The sequence below is a fragment of the Enterobacter chuandaensis genome (genome assembly GCF_039718975.1).
GTDB lineage: Bacteria > Pseudomonadota > Gammaproteobacteria > Enterobacterales > Enterobacteriaceae > Enterobacter > Enterobacter chuandaensis.
Genome location: NZ_CP097173.1, coordinates 3776737 through 3793149 on the forward strand (window position 1 = coordinate 3776737; position 16413 = coordinate 3793149).

The 16413-nt window shown below is 55.6% G+C and carries 14 protein-coding genes and 1 pseudogene; 4 read left to right on the forward strand and 11 right to left on the reverse strand.

What is annotated here, in order from left to right; genetic code table 11:
* Positions 1-121: 121 nt before the first annotated feature.
* The 9 genes from recC to rppH form a co-directional block, all read right to left on the reverse strand.
* Entirely contained in the window at positions 122-3496 is a 3375-nt protein-coding gene (gene recC / locus MX657_RS18150) for an exodeoxyribonuclease V subunit gamma (RefSeq protein ID WP_346806314.1), read from the reverse strand.
* Between the two features lie 12 nt (positions 3497-3508).
* Entirely contained in the window at positions 3509-3832 is a 324-nt protein-coding gene (locus MX657_RS18155; protein ID WP_346806315.1) for a prepilin-type N-terminal cleavage/methylation domain-containing protein, read from the reverse strand.
* Positions 3817-4218, reverse strand: coding sequence for a DUF2509 family protein (locus MX657_RS18160; RefSeq protein ID WP_346806317.1), 402 nt, complete (start codon positions 4216-4218; stop codon positions 3817-3819). The genes MX657_RS18155 and MX657_RS18160 overlap by 16 nt, the downstream gene beginning before the upstream one ends.
* Entirely contained in the window at positions 4215-4775 is a 561-nt protein-coding gene (locus tag MX657_RS18165) for a prepilin peptidase-dependent protein (RefSeq protein WP_080330102.1), read from the reverse strand. The genes MX657_RS18160 and MX657_RS18165 overlap by 4 nt, the downstream gene beginning before the upstream one ends.
* Positions 4766-5230 carry a prepilin peptidase-dependent protein gene (locus MX657_RS18170; RefSeq protein WP_346808573.1) on the reverse strand — a complete coding sequence of 155 codons (465 nt, stop codon included), beginning with the start codon at positions 5228-5230 and terminating at the stop codon, positions 4766-4768. The genes MX657_RS18165 and MX657_RS18170 overlap by 10 nt, the downstream gene beginning before the upstream one ends.
* Before the next feature lie 184 nt (positions 5231-5414).
* Positions 5415-6209, reverse strand: a complete 795-nt coding sequence (thyA, locus tag MX657_RS18175) for a thymidylate synthase (protein WP_014885081.1) — start codon at positions 6207-6209, stop codon at positions 5415-5417.
* A gap of 6 nt (positions 6210-6215) precedes the next feature.
* Positions 6216-7088, reverse strand: coding sequence for a prolipoprotein diacylglyceryl transferase (gene lgt, locus MX657_RS18180; protein ID WP_326431098.1), 873 nt, complete (start codon positions 7086-7088; stop codon positions 6216-6218).
* 192 nt (positions 7089-7280) lie between these two features.
* Positions 7281-9527, reverse strand: a complete 2247-nt coding sequence (gene ptsP / locus MX657_RS18185; RefSeq protein WP_080330101.1) for a phosphoenolpyruvate--protein phosphotransferase — start codon at positions 9525-9527, stop codon at positions 7281-7283.
* 12 nt (positions 9528-9539) lie between these two features.
* Entirely contained in the window at positions 9540-10070 is a 531-nt protein-coding gene (gene rppH / locus MX657_RS18190; protein ID WP_080330100.1) for an RNA pyrophosphohydrolase, read from the reverse strand.
* Between the two features lie 442 nt (positions 10071-10512).
* Between rppH and MX657_RS23730 the strand changes: the two are divergent.
* The 4 genes and pseudogenes from MX657_RS23730 to MX657_RS18210 all read left to right on the forward strand — a co-directional run.
* Positions 10513-10665: pseudogene (locus tag MX657_RS23730) on the forward strand (hypothetical protein); the annotation flags it as partial.
* A gap of 88 nt (positions 10666-10753) precedes the next feature.
* On the forward strand, positions 10754-11446 hold the full coding sequence (gene mutH, locus MX657_RS18200) for a DNA mismatch repair endonuclease MutH (RefSeq protein WP_080330099.1): 693 nt from the start codon (positions 10754-10756) through the stop codon (positions 11444-11446).
* A gap of 128 nt (positions 11447-11574) precedes the next feature.
* The gene (locus MX657_RS18205) at positions 11575-11793 is read left to right on the forward strand and encodes a YgdI/YgdR family lipoprotein (RefSeq protein ID WP_014885085.1); all 219 of its coding nucleotides are present in this window, start codon (positions 11575-11577) and stop codon (positions 11791-11793) included.
* Between the two features lie 131 nt (positions 11794-11924).
* A complete protein-coding gene (locus MX657_RS18210; protein ID WP_116341834.1) occupies positions 11925-12965 on the forward strand; it encodes an NADP(H)-dependent aldo-keto reductase in 1041 nt (346 codons plus the stop codon).
* A gap of 81 nt (positions 12966-13046) precedes the next feature.
* Here the strand turns inward: MX657_RS18210 and lplT are convergent, their stop codons facing one another.
* Both lplT and aas read right to left on the reverse strand, forming a co-directional pair.
* A complete protein-coding gene (lplT, locus tag MX657_RS18215) occupies positions 13047-14240 on the reverse strand; it encodes a lysophospholipid transporter LplT (RefSeq protein WP_119916255.1) in 1194 nt (397 codons plus the stop codon).
* Complete coding sequence (gene aas, locus MX657_RS18220; protein WP_346806321.1) at positions 14233-16392, reverse strand: bifunctional acyl-ACP--phospholipid O-acyltransferase/long-chain-fatty-acid--ACP ligase; 2160 nt, start codon at positions 16390-16392, stop codon at positions 14233-14235. The genes lplT and aas overlap by 8 nt, the downstream gene beginning before the upstream one ends.
* Positions 16393-16413: the final 21 nt, after the last annotated feature.

Sequence of the window (16413 nt, forward strand, 5' to 3'; positions counted from 1 at the left end):
GCTTCATCATTAACAAACTGCGTGCTGGACACGCCAACATCTCTTTATTTAGGTACATCAGTCCGTGATAAGAAGTGCATCATAAATGAACACCCCATGCTGCGCAATTTTTATACAGCGCTCAGGACTGATTAAATTTAAACAACGGTAACAGGTAGCGTTGCGCCTCTTCCGTGATTGCCTCGAAGTATTCTGGCTCAAGCGTTCGCCATAAGCGTTGATACCAGACATCCTCACCTTCACCACGCACCATCATGTTTCCTTCGTAGGCCTGCATAAATTTACTGCGCGCTTTCTGCAACGATGCCTCATCCGTTAACATCGCATCATTTTGCGCGTCATAACAGGCTTTTATCCACGCACCGCCGCTTTCAGGCAGTAGCAAAAGGGGTTTATTCATTCCCTGAAGATAGCCCTCAATGTACAAGGACAGATAGCGTAATGCCTGTTCTGCCTCCATTGGCGGGAAGCGCCACTCCCCCTCTTTGCGCACGAATATCCGGCTTTCGCCCTGATGACCACCCGCACTGTAGACAAGATGTTCCAGCCAGAGTTGCAAACCTTGTGAAACGCTGAGCATGGAGGGCCGCCAGCGCAGCAATCCATCCGGCTGAACCTGGGTTAGCCAGCCCGTAAGTTGGATGCCGTTGCAGATGAGATCGATTTCGATGCTTTGGCCGGGCTGGCGGTGCTCCCTTACGCGCTCCGCCAGAGCAGTCATCTCCTGGCACTGCGCCTCCCAGACGATCTCCCCGAAAGCGCCGTAAGGCAGTTGTCCTGCGGCACGGTAGCGGCGGTAAAGTTTGTCAGCATCTTCTTCTTCAACCAGCGCATTCAGCAACTGGAGGTTTAACTGATAGCGCTCCAGCCCTTCCAGGGTAAAGGGCTCTGCATCCGGGATTTCGCTCTCTTCAGAACGGAAGTTGACCTGCAATCGCTGCTGGAAGAAGGCGCGCACCGGATGCGCCCAAAACCGCTGGAGCTGTTCGAATGTCAGGGTGTTAATGGGCAGCGGGTCAAGCGCCTGAATGAAATCCGTATGGGCTCGCCCCTCTTTTTTCGCTGCAGGTAGCCATTCGCGGGCATAGCTCTGCTGTTCGCTGACAACGTAGTTTACCGGGTCAAACGGCATGCGGCTGTGGATACAGGTAATGTGCGCCTTCACCCGCTGTTCGCTTTCATCACAGTTCAGCCCTTCATCGCCAGCCAGATAGTGGCTCTGGCCGATATAATCCACCAGCTCCTGCACCAGAACGGAGGGGAAACGCTCGCTGTTGTCCTGAATGGAGCGGCCGATATAGCTGATATAGAGCTTGCTCTGGGCGGATATGAGCGCTTCAAGGAAGAGATAGCGGTCATCATCACGACGGCTACGATCGCCCCGCTTTGGATCTGCGCTCATCAAATCGAACCCCAGCGGCGCCAGCGCTCGCGGATAAACACCGTCATTCATACCGAGCAGGCAGACCACCTTGAAGGGAATTGAACGCATTGGCATCAGGGTACAGATATTAATGGGGCCAGCCAGGAAACGCTGGCTGATTCGCTCCTGGTCAAGGCGTTGCGTCAGCTCATCGCGCAGCAGTGACAAAGGGATCGCTTCGAGATAATGGGAATTCACGCCCTCGTCGACGATAGCCTGCCACTGCGTTTCGATGAGCGCCATCGCCGCTTCGGTGTCGTTGTCTGGCAGGAAGAAATCATTGAGTAACGCCCTGCAAACCGGGAGCCACTCTTCAAGCGGGCGCGGCTGCATAAGCTCACGACGCCAGCGGTTAAGCTGCATCAGCAGAGAAGCTAAATGCCCCACCAGTTCAGCAATTAACCCGCTGGATTCATCGTAAGGTAGCACCTCGTTCCACTCGCCCTGGCTGCTCTCCATGGCGTAGCCGAGCAGCATACGCGTCAGGCCAAACCGCCAGGTGTGTTGCCCTGTCGGCGGGAGTTCGAACTCCTGGACGTTATCGTCATCAATGCCCCAGCGAACGCCGGACTCATTAACCCACTGGCGAAGGTAGCGCAGCCCTTCTTCATTGATGTTGAAGCGGGCGGCCAGCACGGGAACATCCAGCAACGCCAGGACATCCTCGGAGATAAAGCGGCTATCCGGCAATGAAAGCAGGGTGAGAAATGCCTGCAATGCCGGATGCGACTGACGGGCACGACGGTCAGAGATGGCGTAAGGCAGGTATCGCTCACCCGTCGCACTGCCGAAGACAGCCTGTATAAAGGGACTGTAGCTGTCGATATCCGCCACCATCACCACAATATCGCGCGGAGTGAGTTCGGGATCGTCCTGCAGCATCGCCAGCAGCCGATCGTGAAGCACTTCAACCTCACGCTGCGGGCTATGGCAGACATGGATTGTGATGCTGCGATCGTCAGCGTCCAGCTTTCGCTTGCTGTCGCTGCGTTCAAACTCTTTCGCCGTCACGCCCATGACGGCGCGATTTTCCAGATCCAGAATATCTAACTGGATATTATGCAGCAGGCAATCCGGGGCAATCTCAACAAAGGCATCCACGTCGCCCTCGCCTGATGACGTAATATCGGAGAGCATGTGTATGTAATCACGCCCCAGCTTCCCCCATGAGGCAAGCAGTGGATTGGGCAGGTTCTGGATGCCGTCTTCATCAAAAAGCAGCCCGGCAGTCGAACCGTCTTTAAACAGCGGGACGGATCGTTCTTCAAAAAGGCGCTTTCGTTGGCGAGTTACCAGCCGTGCAAGCCAACGTTCGTCGAGGATATCTCCCCAATACTGTCGACAAGGGTTGGTGAACAAAATATGTATATCAATATGTTTACCCAGCGCATTTAATGCCTTCAGATAAACAGGCGGTAGTGCGGATATCCCACAGATAAAAACGCGTGACGGCAGTCGGGCTGGGCGCACCGACGCATTCTCGAGTATTGAGATAAACCGATCGTACAGGTTGGCACGGTGCCACTTAGGCTGCCCAAGTTTCTCCGTATGCTCTACCAGCGCCTTCCACAGCGGTGCCTGCCAGATTTGCGCCTCCGGTAGCCCTTCAACCAATTCACCCGCTTCCCAGCGAATTAGCCAGTCAGAGCGGTAAACGAGGTATTGGTCGTAGAGATCGGCGGTGCGCGACGCCAGCTGAAACAGCTTGCGCTTATCGGTATCATCATTGAGGTAGTGGCGCAGCATGGCGAATTCATCGTGCTGCAGCATATCCGGCAGCAGTGCCATCAGCTTCCAGCTCATGCTCTGCTTGTTAAAGGCGCTCTGCTCGGGAATGTCCGGTAACACGCGAACAAACATCTCCCAGATAAAGCTCGCGGGCAGCGGGAAATCAATATTCGCAGCAATGCCAAATTTACGGGAAAGCGACATTTGCAGCCACTGTGCCATACCGGTGCTCTGCACCAGCACCATTTCAGGCTCAAAAGGATCGTCGAGCCGCTCGCGCTCAACGATAAATTCCATCAGCGCTTCCAGCACATCCAGACGATTTGAGTGGTAGACCCTTAACATAGACGCTCCCGACTACTGGCTAACCGGGCAATGCAGACGCGTTAACTCACCGCGCCGCCCCAGAGGAGAAATAAGTGTAGCCGTGATGCTGACACATCCTGCGGGCGTTGTCTGCACCCGACTGGCCTGCCAGCCTGCGGGGAGAACATTTGTTGAGAGCTGAGACTGATTCCAGGCATGGTGCCAGAGCTGGCGATATTGGTTAAACACGCTAAACCGCGCCGCCAGCGCCCGGTGATAACCCGACAGAGCCGTCACAACGATCACCAGCAGCATCATCGCCAGAAGAACCTCTACCATGCTAAATCCTTTTTCTCTGTTTACGGCAGTTGACATAGCGAACGCTCCTTTAGCGGGCAAAAATCACTCCAGCCGTGAGGGGAAAAGCGAATTTTCCCGTCGACAATTTCTCCTGCACGCCAGAGCAGCAGGTCGCCGTCTCCGGCAATCAGTAAAACCGTCGTTTCACCCAGCGGGCGCAGACACACTCGCCATGACGATGCCTGTTTGCACTGGACTTCAGGATGGGATGACCAGCTCTGAACACGTCCCCACTCAAGCGCTGACTGGACAGCCGCCTGCTGCTGCAGCGAACGGCTCTCACCGCCAACAAGCGTACTGAACGTTGTCAGTTGCTGGTTAAGGCCGGTAAGGATCAGCGTACCAAGCACCAGTAAAAGCAGAACCAGCGCCAGCGAAGACATTCCGCGTTGACGATTCACAGGTTATACCCCGTGACCGCGTACAAAGCCTGATAAGGCTTCCCCTGCTCGCCTTTGTGAATGGCGGACAGTTCGATATTCAGCTCAGGCGCAAACCCGGCGTGTTCAACCTTCCTCACCAAAAAGTGCGTGATAACAAGCCTGTCCGGGTCTGTAAGCTTTTCCCATCCCTTACCGTCACACGATATTGCGCCACGCAAGGTTTCCAGCGCGCCCGACTCCAGACGAAAACCGGTGCTGTCATTTTCTGATGCACTGCGATCCCAACGGCCGTTACTGTTGGCATCCCACCGCGCAATGATACAGCTACCCTGCCTTGCGATCGCCAGCCCTTGCTCCTGGCAGTTTCCCGCGCAGTAACCCGCACGCTGAAGCTGTTTGCCAAGGGCAAACAGGCGCTGCCAGACCTCTTCTTCCAGTTCTCTCTGGCCGGATTGCAGTAATACCGCCCGCTGCAATCCGGGTAAAAAGCGCGATGCGCTAATCAACAACAGGCTACTGATGGCCGTAGCAATCAGAACTTCAGTCAGTGAGAAACCGCGCTGTTTCATCGACATGAGCCTCCTTCTGAGATCTTGCACATCCTGATGCGCCCTCCATCAGAGACAATAATCAGCCATTCTCCTGCGCGGCTATGCACGCGGATCCGCCCTGCCCATGCCGTATCCCTCAATCCATAGAAACCTAATGACGGTGTGACCTCGCTCACCGCGACCTCTGACCAAAGTAGAAACAGTACAAAAGGGCTCTCCTTCTCACAGCCTTGTACGGCAGAGCTCACGAGGCACTCCTTTTCCCCCGCCCGCTGAAGGTGAATTTGATGGTCGCGGTTGTGCCGGTTGGCGTGATTGCGCAGAAACACCAGGTAGTCGCGCACCTGGCTGGCGGTTTGCCACAGCCGCTGCTGCCGTTGCCAGCTGTCCCAGCCGTAAAGACCTGAGGCACTGAGGATAACGACAAGCGAAATGGCAACCAGCGTTTCGATAAGCGTAAAGCCGTTCTCTTTTTTCATGCCGGGAGTGTGGCGAAGCGCCGTGAACATGGCGAGCAAGGGATTTTCGTTTTACGAGGCGTTATCCGGAGAATTCAGCGTGTTGCAGCGCGTTGCACACTTTTTGGATAACGCTTCGGAAAACGGAATAAAGGCGAAAAAAAACCGGCGCTAATTAGCACCGGTTATGTCACGCTTTACCGCATCAGATAGCGACGGGCGCTTTGATGCCAGGATGCGGGTCGTAGCCCTCAATCTCAAAATCATCAAAGCGGTAATCGAAGATTGATGCCGGTTTACGTTTGATAATCAGCTTCGGCAGCGCACGCGGTTCGCGCGTCAGCTGAAGATGCGTTTGCTCCATGTGGTTGCTGTACAGATGGGTGTCCCCACCGGTCCAGACGAAATCACCCACTTCGAGGTCGCACTGCTGCGCCATCATGTGAACTAACAGCGCGTAGCTGGCAATGTTAAACGGCAGGCCAAGGAACACGTCACAGGAGCGCTGGTAGAGCTGACAAGAGAGCTTGCCATCAGCAACATAGAACTGGAAGAACGCGTGGCACGGAGCCAGCGCCATTTTATCCAGCTCGCCCACGTTCCAGGCGGAAACGATAATTCGGCGCGAGTCCGGATCGTTTTTCAGCTGGTTCATAACGGTGGTGATCTGGTCAATATGGCGGCCATCAGGCGTTGGCCATGCGCGCCACTGCTTGCCGTAAACCGGACCCAGGTTACCGTTTTCATCTGCCCATTCGTCCCAGATTGAAACGTTATTTTCGTGCAGATACGCAACGTTGGTGTCACCTTGCAGGAACCAGAGCAGTTCATGAATGATCGAGCGCAGGTGGCAGCGCTTTGTCGTCACCAGTGGGAAGCCTTCTTGCAGGTTGAAGCGCATCTGGTGGCCAAAAATGGAGAGCGTACCGGTGCCGGTGCGGTCGTTTTTCGGCGTGCCCTCGTCGAGCACTTTTTTCATCAATTCAAGATACTGTTTCATGGTTCCTCAGGAAAGTTGTTGCTGTGGACGACGATACGCCCAAATCATCATAATGGCACCCGCTACGATCATCGGAATGGAGAGGATCTGCCCCATGCTGATGTACTGTACCCATTCGCCGGTAAACTGGGCGTCAGGCTGGCGGAAGAACTCGACGATGATGCGGAATGCGCCATAGCCAATCAGGAACAGACCGGAAACAGCCCCCATCGGGCGCGGTTTGCGAATAAACAGGTTCAGAATGATAAACAGCACCACGCCTTCCAGCGCCAGTTCGTACAGCTGCGACATATGGCGCGGCAGCACGCCGTAGGTATCGAAAATAGACTGCCACTCCGGGTGCGAAGGCAGCAGCGCAATATCTTCTGCGCGGGAGCCCGGGAAGAGCATCGTATACGGCACGCTCGGATCGACGCGGCCCCACAGCTCACCGTTGATAAAGTTGCCCAGACGGCCCGCCCCCAGACCAAACGGGATCAGCGGTGCGATAAAATCTGACACCTGGAAGAAGTTGCGTTTGGTGCGTTTGGCAAAAATCACCATCACCAGGATCACCCCAATCAGGCCGCCGTGGAAAGACATGCCGCCGTCCCAGACGCGGAACAGATAAAGGGGATCGTTCAGGAATACCGGGAAGTTATAGAACAGCACATACCCAATACGGCCACCGAGGAACACGCCGAGGAAGCCCGCGTACAGCAGGTTTTCAACTTCGTTTTTGGTCCAGCCGCTGCCCGGACGGCTGGCGCGTCGGCCCGCGAGCCACATGGCAAAAATGAAGCCCACCAGGTACATCAAACCGTACCAGTGAAGCGAGACAGGTCCTACTGAGAAAATGACCGGATCAAACTCCGGAAAATGCAGATAACCACTGTTCATCTGTCACCACAAGATGTTGTTATTCCGCTGAAAGTGGACAGCGGTAGAAATGCGATTCTGCCTTAAGCAGAGGCTCCAAAGTTGCGAATCATAGCACAAGGCGGGCGCGGAGGATGCGCCAGAGATGTAAAAGATGTGTATAGGGTTTTGTGCGCGCTGGCGCCCTCTCCACAGGGAGAGGGCGAAAGACGATTAGCGACCACCGCGGATCAGGCCGCCCATGCCGCGTCGCTCCATAAACGCCGCGACCTGGTGACGAACCTCAGCAGCCAGCTGCGCGTCCAGGCTGCGCTCAGCCAGCTCGCGGGCATCATTGATGTCAATATGCCGCAACAAATACTTCACGCGCGCTACAGCGCGACCGTTCATCGACAGATGACGATATCCCAGACCAATCAGGATCGCGACGCACATCGAGTCGCCAGCCATTTCACCGCACAGGCGTAGATCAATGCCGTACTGTTCAGCCTCGCGGGCAATCATCGCTAACGCACGAATGATAGCCGGGTGCAGGCTATCGTAGATACTGGCCACGCGGGTGTTGTTCCGGTCGACGGCCAGAATATATTGCGTCAGGTCGTTCGTGCCGACAGAGATAAAATCAACGCGGGTTGCCAGCTGTGGCAGCATAAAGACCATTGACGGCACTTCGAGCATGACACCGATCCGCGGTTTCGGGATCGCATAGCCAATCATCTCTTCCACTTCACGACCAGCACGTTCGATCAAGCGCCGTGACTCGTCAATCTCATCAATGCTGGTGACCATTGGCAGCAGGATGCTGAGATTGCCCGTCGCCGCGTTGGCGCGCAACATCGCACGTACCTGGATCAGGAAGATCTCCGGCTGATCGAGCGTAATGCGGATCCCACGCCAGCCCAGACACGGGTTCTCTTCGCTGATCGGCATATAGGGCAGCTGTTTATCCGCCCCGACGTCCAGGGTTCGCAGAGTGACAGGCTTGTCGTTAAACATCTGCAGCATCCCCTGATACTGCGCCACCTGCTCCTCTTCTGAGGGGAAACCGCTCTGCAGCATAAAGGGGATTTCAGTGCGGTATAAGCCAATACCGTCGATGCGGCTGCCAAGCTTCTCTTCATGCTCAGGGCTTAAACCGGCGTTGAGCATGACTTTGATCCGCTCACCACTCTTAAGCTGTGCGGGCAGGTTAACGTCATCTTCCGCCAGCTTGCTTAATTCATTCTCTTCGCTGATGAGACGCTGATATTCCTGGAGCAGAACCGGCTCAGGATCGACCAGCAGTTCACCACGGTAACCATCAACCACCAGCGTGCGGCGGTGCAGCACCGAGGGCTGGATATCCGCTCCCATAACGGTAGGAATACCGAGCGCGCGCACCATAATGGCGGCATGGGAGTTCGCTGCACCATCGCGTACGACAACCCCGGCGAGTCTGTCCTGCGGCAACTCGGCCAGCGTTGTTGCCGAAAGTTCATCCGCCACCAGCACAAACCGTTTTGGCCAGGCATTCGGCCCCTGAATGGTGTCATCGAGGTGGAACAGCAGGCGCTGTCCCAGCGCGCGGAGATCCCCCGCCCGCTCTTTCAGGTAACCGTCGGTCAGCGCCGCGAATTGCTCGGCAAATTTTTCGATGACCTTTTTAACGGCCCACTCCGCCACTGCGCCTTTATCAACCTCGGCAAAAAGCTCACGGCGCAGACGCGCGTCGGAAAGCAGGTGCGAGTAGAGGTCGAAGATGGCCGCCGTCTCTTTTTGCGCGCCGGCGGCGAAGCGCTTGCTGTAGCGACGGAACTCATTGGCCGCCTCTTCCAGCGCGGCGGTAAGACGCTCGCGCTCCAGCGCTTCATCAAGCGTAGAGGCCTCGTAGACCTGCTCCATCAACGGCAGCGTGGCGTCCATCCAGCCCTCCGCAATCGCCACCCCTGGCGATGCCGGAAGGGCGCGAATGCGCGTGTGGCGATACTGACCGAAGAGCGCAGCAAGCTGAGACTGAGAGAGGATCGCGGCCATCTGCGTAGCCAGCGTGACCAGGAAGGACTCTTCGCTTTCATCATACTGACGCAGCTCGCGCTGCTGGACGACCAGCACGCCGAGTAGCTGACGACGCTGAATAATCGGCACACCCAGAAACGCGCGGAAGCGCTCTTCTTTTACGGAAGGAATGTATTTAAAGCTGGGGTGTTTTTGCGCGTCGGCAAGGTTAATAGGCTCAGCCAGTCGCCCAACCAGACCGACGATACCTTCATCAAATGCGAGCGTTACGGTGCGTCCCCGTGGCTTTTTCAAACCACGGGTCGCCATCAGGTAATAGCAGCGCCGATCGTGGTCGGCCAGATACACCGAACAGACCTCGGTCTCCATCGCAAGACAGATGTCAGTGACCAGAATATTCAACGCCTCGTTCAGACGCGGGGCACTGGCCACTTTCTCGACTATTTCTCGCAAGCGGGTGAGCATGATTTGCGTAGCTTAACCTCTTTTACGTCGCCAGGCAGGTGCGGTCTGCGGCTTAGGCGGGATCTCCTGAAGCTGCATGACGACACTTGCGAACTCTTTCATCACCCTACGGTAAACATCGCGCTTAAATGACACGACCTGACGAACAGGATACCAATAGCTTACCCAGCGCCAGCCATCGAACTCTGGCGTACTGCTGGTTTGCATATTGATGTCTGAATCGTTGCCCACCAACTGCAGAAGAAACCACTTCTGTTTCTGGCCGATACAAACCGGCTTTGTGTCCCAACGCACCAAACGTTTCGGTAACTTGTAACGCAACCAGTTGCGGGTCGAGGCCAGGATGCGAACATCTTTTCGGCTTAAACCGACCTCTTCAAAAAGCTCCCGGTACATCGCTTGTTCTGGGGACTCTCCCGGATTGATCCCGCCTTGCGGGAACTGCCAGGAGTGCTGACCATATCGACGGGCCCACATGACCTGGCCCTGACGATTACAAATTACTATTCCTACGTTCGGGCGGTAGCCATCGTCATCAATCACCGGACTACCCCAAACTAAACCTTATATATGAATGATTGTTTCACACTCCAGTGAGGCGGTAAACCACTCTCTTACAGGCCTGCAACCTAATAACATTTGAATAACTCACAAATAAGTGCAGAGTTATAAACAGATGTGCGGTAACGAGGGTAATTTTATTCACCTTTTCTGTGGATATAGTTGTGAAGAAGTGTCTGATTACCGATGAACAACCTGAAACGGCCTCTGCCCTACTGTTTCCCCCCTTAAATATAAAGCTATATTTTTCATGATATTATACTAATAGCGGCAAACAAAACGCAGAATAGCGTGACGATCGTCACATCAGAGATCCTCGTGCTGATGAAAGATCGAACAGCGTCGGTTTTATCCACAGATTGTGCCAATAAGTTAGGCACAATTTGTTTGAAATTTGGATTTTCATCGCACGTCAAGGCTGTAAATTGAAACAGTAGTCAGGGTTATGCCCAGTTATCCCACTTTTCTGTGGATAACATGGTGTAAGATCCTGTTTATTGTCAGTGACCAGATTTGAACAACCCGTTTTTCGTCTCTGATGAAACCGTGGAAAAGTCATAAAAAAACCTATAAATCATGCACATGGAATATTGGTACAGAAAAAGTTAAACTCTATCCACAGGGGACTCTTTCTTCGTTTATTTTTTAATCAAAAGGTTATCATCATGCATCCGCTTTCACCCTTGCTCTCACCGCCGTCGAGCGAAAGCCAGCTGCTACAGCAGGCTCAGCGTCTGGCAGGCTTCTCGCTGGGCGAACTGGCGGCGATGGCAGGGCTTCCGATCCCGAAGGATCTGAAGCGAGATAAGGGCTGGATCGGCATGCTGCTGGAGCTGTGGCTGGGTGCCAGCGCCGGGAGCAAGCCAGAGCAAGATTTCGCTGCCCTTGGCGTCGAGCTAAAAACCATTCCCATCGATAGCCAAGGTAAGCCCCTGGAGACCACCTTTGTCTGCGTAGCCCCCTTAACCGGCAATACCGGGGTGACGTGGGAAACCAGCCACGTGCGTCATAAGCTGAAACGCGTGCTTTGGGTGCCGGTTGAAGGTGAACGACAAATCCCGCTGGCTGAACGCCGCGTGGGCGCCCCGCTGCTCTGGAGCCCGGATGAAGAGGAGGAGCATCAGCTGCGCCTGGACTGGGAAGAGCTGATGGACATGATTGTGCTCGGTCAGGTCGAGCGCATCACCGCCCGACACGGAGAGGTATTACAGCTACGCCCTAAAGCGGCTAACAGCAAAGCGCTGACCGAGGCGATCGGCGCACTGGGCGAGCCAATCCTGACGTTGCCGCGCGGTTTTTATCTCAAAAAGAATTTCACCGGCGCGCTGCTTGCTCGTCATTTCTTACTAAAAACATAGTTTTTTACTTATTTTGCGAGCTCACAAACATAATCGCCTGGTTTTTAAGATTTTACCGCTTCACCCTGTTGCCATAACGGGTTAATACTACACTATGATTTGATACGAGCCAGATGAGGACGATAACGATGAAAAAATGGGCGGTGTTGATTTCAGCAGTCGGGTTGGCGTTTGCCGTATCGGGCTGTAGCAGCGATTACGTCATGGCGACAAAAGATGGCAGGATGATCCTGACCGACGGTAAACCTGAAGTCGATGACGATACTGGACTGGTCAGCTACCACGATCAGGCAGGTAATAAAATGCAGATCAATCGCGACGAAGTCTCGCAAATTATTGAGCGATAACGGTCGGAGGTCAGTAGCCTACTGGCCTTTTTGATTTTTTTCTTCCCCTTTTGCTTCCCCTCTGCCATGTTTATAGTCCTTTGTCGGGAGGTTCCTGACGCGGTCTACATGTCTATTGAAGGAAGCCGGCTATGCATTATCACCGTATCCCCCACAGCGCTCTGGAGATAAGTCAACTGGGGTTGGGCACGATGACATTTGGTGAACAAAACAGCGAAGCCGATGCCCATGCACAACTCGATTATGCCGTCAGCCAGGGAATTAACCTGATTGATGTCGCAGAAATGTATCCTGTGCCTCCACGCCCTGAAACGCAGGGGCTTACCGAGACCTACGTCGGTAACTGGCTGGCAAAACGCGGTAACCGTGAAAAGCTGGTTATCGCCTCGAAAGTGAGTGGCCCCGCGCGGAACAACGATGCCGGGATCCGCCCAAACCAGATCCTCGATCGCAAAAATATTCGCGCCGCGCTGGACGCCAGCCTGAAGCGCCTGCAGACCGACTATCTCGACCTGTACCAGGTCCACTGGCCTCAGCGTCCAACCAACTGTTTTGGCAAGCTCGGCTACAGCTGGAATGAGAGTGCCCCCGCCGTTACCCTTCTGGAAACGCTGGAAGCGCTCACGGAGTGCCAGCGCGCGGGAAAAATCCGCTACATTGGCGTCTCTAACGAAACGGCCTTTGGGGTCATGCGCTATCTGCACCTGGCGGATAAGCACGATCTGCCGCGCATCGTCACCATCCAGAACCCGTACAGCCTGCTTAACCGCAGCTATGAAGTGGGGCTGGCAGAAGTAACGCAGTATGAAGAGGTGGAGCTGCTCGCCTATTCATGCCTCGGCTTTGGCACGCTGACGGGGAAATACCTGAACGGTGCGAAACCGGCCGGGGCACGTAATACCCTCTTTAGCCGCTTTACCCGCTACAGCGGCGAGCAGACGCAGAAAGCCGTCGCAGCCTATGTGGACATCGCGAAGCGCCACGGCCTTGATCCTGCGCAGATGGCGCTGGCCTTCGTGCGACGTCAGCCGTTTGTTGCCAGTACCCTGCTGGGTGCAACCACGATGGAACAGCTGAAAACGAACATTGAGAGTTTCCATCTGAACCTGAGTGAAGAGGTGCTAGCGGAGATTGAAGCGGTGCATCAGATTTATACTTATCCTGCGCCATAATAAAAGCAAAACGGCAACGCACGTTGCCGTTTTTAGGGTTTGCTCCCTCTCCCAAAGGTTGAGGGCATCAGGCCGCACTTATCAACGACGACGCTGCCAGATCCACAACCCCGCAATCGCCGCCGCGAACAGCCCACCAAATCCGACGCCAATTGCCACCACCGGGACACCCACTTTTACCGCCAGCGAGTAAAGCCCCAGCATTAACAACATCGCCAGGTTTTCACCGAGGTTTTGTACCGCAATGGCATTTCCCGCCCCGACGGTCTGCTTGCCACGCTCCTGCAGTAACGCGTTCAGCGGCACCACGAAGAAGCCCCCCAGAATACCAATCAGGATCAGCAGGGCATAAGCGGGCAGTAACGCATGTTGCAGCGAGAAAATAAGCACCACGACGCCAATCAGCACCCCCGCGGGCATGCAGCGAGCAACCGTTTCAAGCGTCACCAGCTTCGCCGCTGCGCCCGCACCAACGACAATGCCAATCGCCACCATGGCATTAAGGTAGGTTGGCGTCGCGTTGTCAGTGATACCCAGCGCCACCGGCACCCACAGCACCAGCAGGAAGCGCAGCGTGACGCCCGCGCCCCAGAACATACTGGTTCCCATCAGGGAGAAACGCGTTTCCCCGTTACGCCACAGCACACGGCACGCGTTAAAGAAACTGCCGGTCATCGGTTTAAAGCGCCAGGATTGCCCTGGGCGTGCCACCGACAACTTCGGAATAAACAGGTTCGCCACGACCGCGCCGCCATACACAGCCGCGCATACGCCCAGTGCCGCCAGGACATGCCAGTCGGCCAGGACGCCCCCCGCAACCGAGCCGAGCAGGATAGCGGCTATGGTTGACGACTCCATCAGACCGTTGGCCTTCACCAGCTTATCGCCAGTGGTCAGCTCCCCGAGGATGCCATACTTCGCCGGGGAGTAGGCGGCAGCGCCGATGCCCACTAGCGTATAACCAATAAACGGGTTGAAGCCGAAGCAGATACTGGCGGCCCCCAGCAGCTTAAGACCGTTGGCAAACATCATCACCCGGCCTTTGGGGAAACTGTCTGCCACCTGCCCTACAAACGGAGCAAAAATAATGTAAGCGCCCACAAACACCATCTGCAGGATCGGCTGACTCCAGTCGGGGTAAAATTCGGCTTTCAGCAGCGCCAGAGTGGCAAACAGCAGCGCGTTATCACCGAACGCAGAGAGAAACTGCGCGGCGATGACCGCCATCATGCCTTTCGAACGCAGGGAGGTGTTAGTGTGTACTGACTCACGCATTTTGCTGCTCCGCCTCATCAACCATGCCCTTCAGGGTCACGAAATCGGGCTTGCCGCTACCCAGCACCGGAAGCTGCTTCAGAACGCGGATATCGCGCGGCACCGCCAGCTCCGGAATACCGTGTTCACGCGCATAGCTCAGTAACCTGTCGCGCTTAAGCTCACTGTCGGTCGTAAACAGCACCAGCGCCTCGCCTTTGCTGGCATCACTTTTGACCACCGTCGCATGCAGCTTATCGGCGGAGACGGCCGTCGCCAGTTGCTCCACCATTTCCAGAGAGACCATCTCACCAGCGATTTTAGCGAAGCGTTTTGCACGCCCCTGAATCTGCACAAAGCCTTGTTCGTCGAAACGCACGATATCACCCGTGTCGTACCAGCCGGTTTCAACCTCGCCGTTGACGTTTTCCGCCGTCGGCGCTTCCAGCACGCCCGGGTTTTCCACGCGCAGGTAACCGTTCATCACGTTCGGTCCTTTCAGCTGCAGGCGGCCTCCGTCCTCAATGCCCGGCACGGCCAGCAAGCGCGCGTCCATCCCCGGCAGAATTCGGCCCACCGTCCCCGGCTTCGCCGCCATCGGTACGTTGATCGAGACAACGGGCGCGCACTCGGTCACGCCATAACCTTCAAGAATACGCAGGCCAAACTTGTCCTGCCAGATCTGACGCGTGCTCTCCTGCAGCTTTTCCGCACCGGCCACCACGTACCGCACGCGATAAAAATCATACGGATTGGCGAAACGCGCATAGTTACCCAGGAAGGTTGAGGTCCCGAACAGCACGGTGCAGTTACGGTCATACACCAGCTCCGGCACAATGCGGTAGTGCAGCGGGCTGGGATAGAGGAACACCTCGGCACCGGTCAGCAGCGGCGTAAACAGCCCCACCGTCAGGCCAAAGGAGTGGAACAGCGGCAGCGCCGACATAAAACGGTCATTGGCGGTAAAGTCGGCAATGCTTTTGATCTGCTCAACGTTGGCCAGAATGCTCTTGTGGCTGTGGACCACGCCTTTCGGGTTGCCCTCCGAACCCGAGGTAAAGAGGATAATTGCATCATCTTCTGGCTGCTGTTTGACCTGCGCCAGATGCGGCATAAACAGATGCGCAAAAATCCACAGCTTGTCGCCGGTGGTCACGTCCGCTTTCAGATCCTCCAGGAAGACCCAGCGCACCTGGGTCAGCTGTTCCGGAAGATGCCACAGCTTGCCTTTGTCCAGAAACTGTCGGGAGGTAAAGACGGTATTAATTTGGGCGGCGGTAATGGCGCTGGTCAGCCCTTTCACGCCCGCCGTGTAGTTCATCATCGCCGGAATACGGCCCCGGGAAACCGCACCAAAAATCACCGCCGCGCTGATCCCCGCGTTAGGCAGCATAAGGCCAATTTTTTCGCCCTTTTTGCTGTACTTCTCCAGAATTCGGCCCACAAACAGGGTCTTGGTCAGCAGCTTGCGATAGGTGTCCGGTGTGAAGTTGATGTCTTCAATACAGTTTTTCTTTGCGCCGTAGCGATACTGCGCCGAAAGCAGGGATTCATACAGCGTTTCGCGCGGACGAACGGCCATGCGCGCTTCCATCATAATCTGGTGCAGCATTTCCCCGGCGATTTTACGGCGATCGCGGGCGCGCGGCGCGTCGGGCATCGGGAGCGACGTTGGCGGCAGAATATGCAGGGTAATTTTAGGGAACAGGCGCTGTTTCACCAGCCCCTTCAGACGGCTGAAATGCGTCAGCTCTGCGCCTTCGATACGCAGCGGCACCACGGTCGCTTTTGACTTGGCCGCGACAAACCCCGCGCCGTCGTAGATTTTCATCAGCGATCCGGTGACTGAGATACGCCCTTCCGGGAAAATGACCACCGGACGGCCCTGTTCGACCAGACGCACCAGATGCTTAATCATCATCGGCTTTGTTGGGTCGAGCGGCACAAAATCAATCAACGGCGTGAGCCAGCGCATGTACCACTGCTGGCTGATGGAGGTATAGACCGCAAATACCGGACGCACGGGCAGAAACAGCGCCAGCAGGATGCCGTCTATAAAGGAAACATGATTGGGTGTGATGAGAACGCGTTCGCCGCGAAGCGCCTGGGCATCGCCAGTGACGCGGATGCGAAAGAGAATACGGAACAGTGTACGGAAGAACTCAAATAGCATCTCAACTCCCTTTGCCAGCCA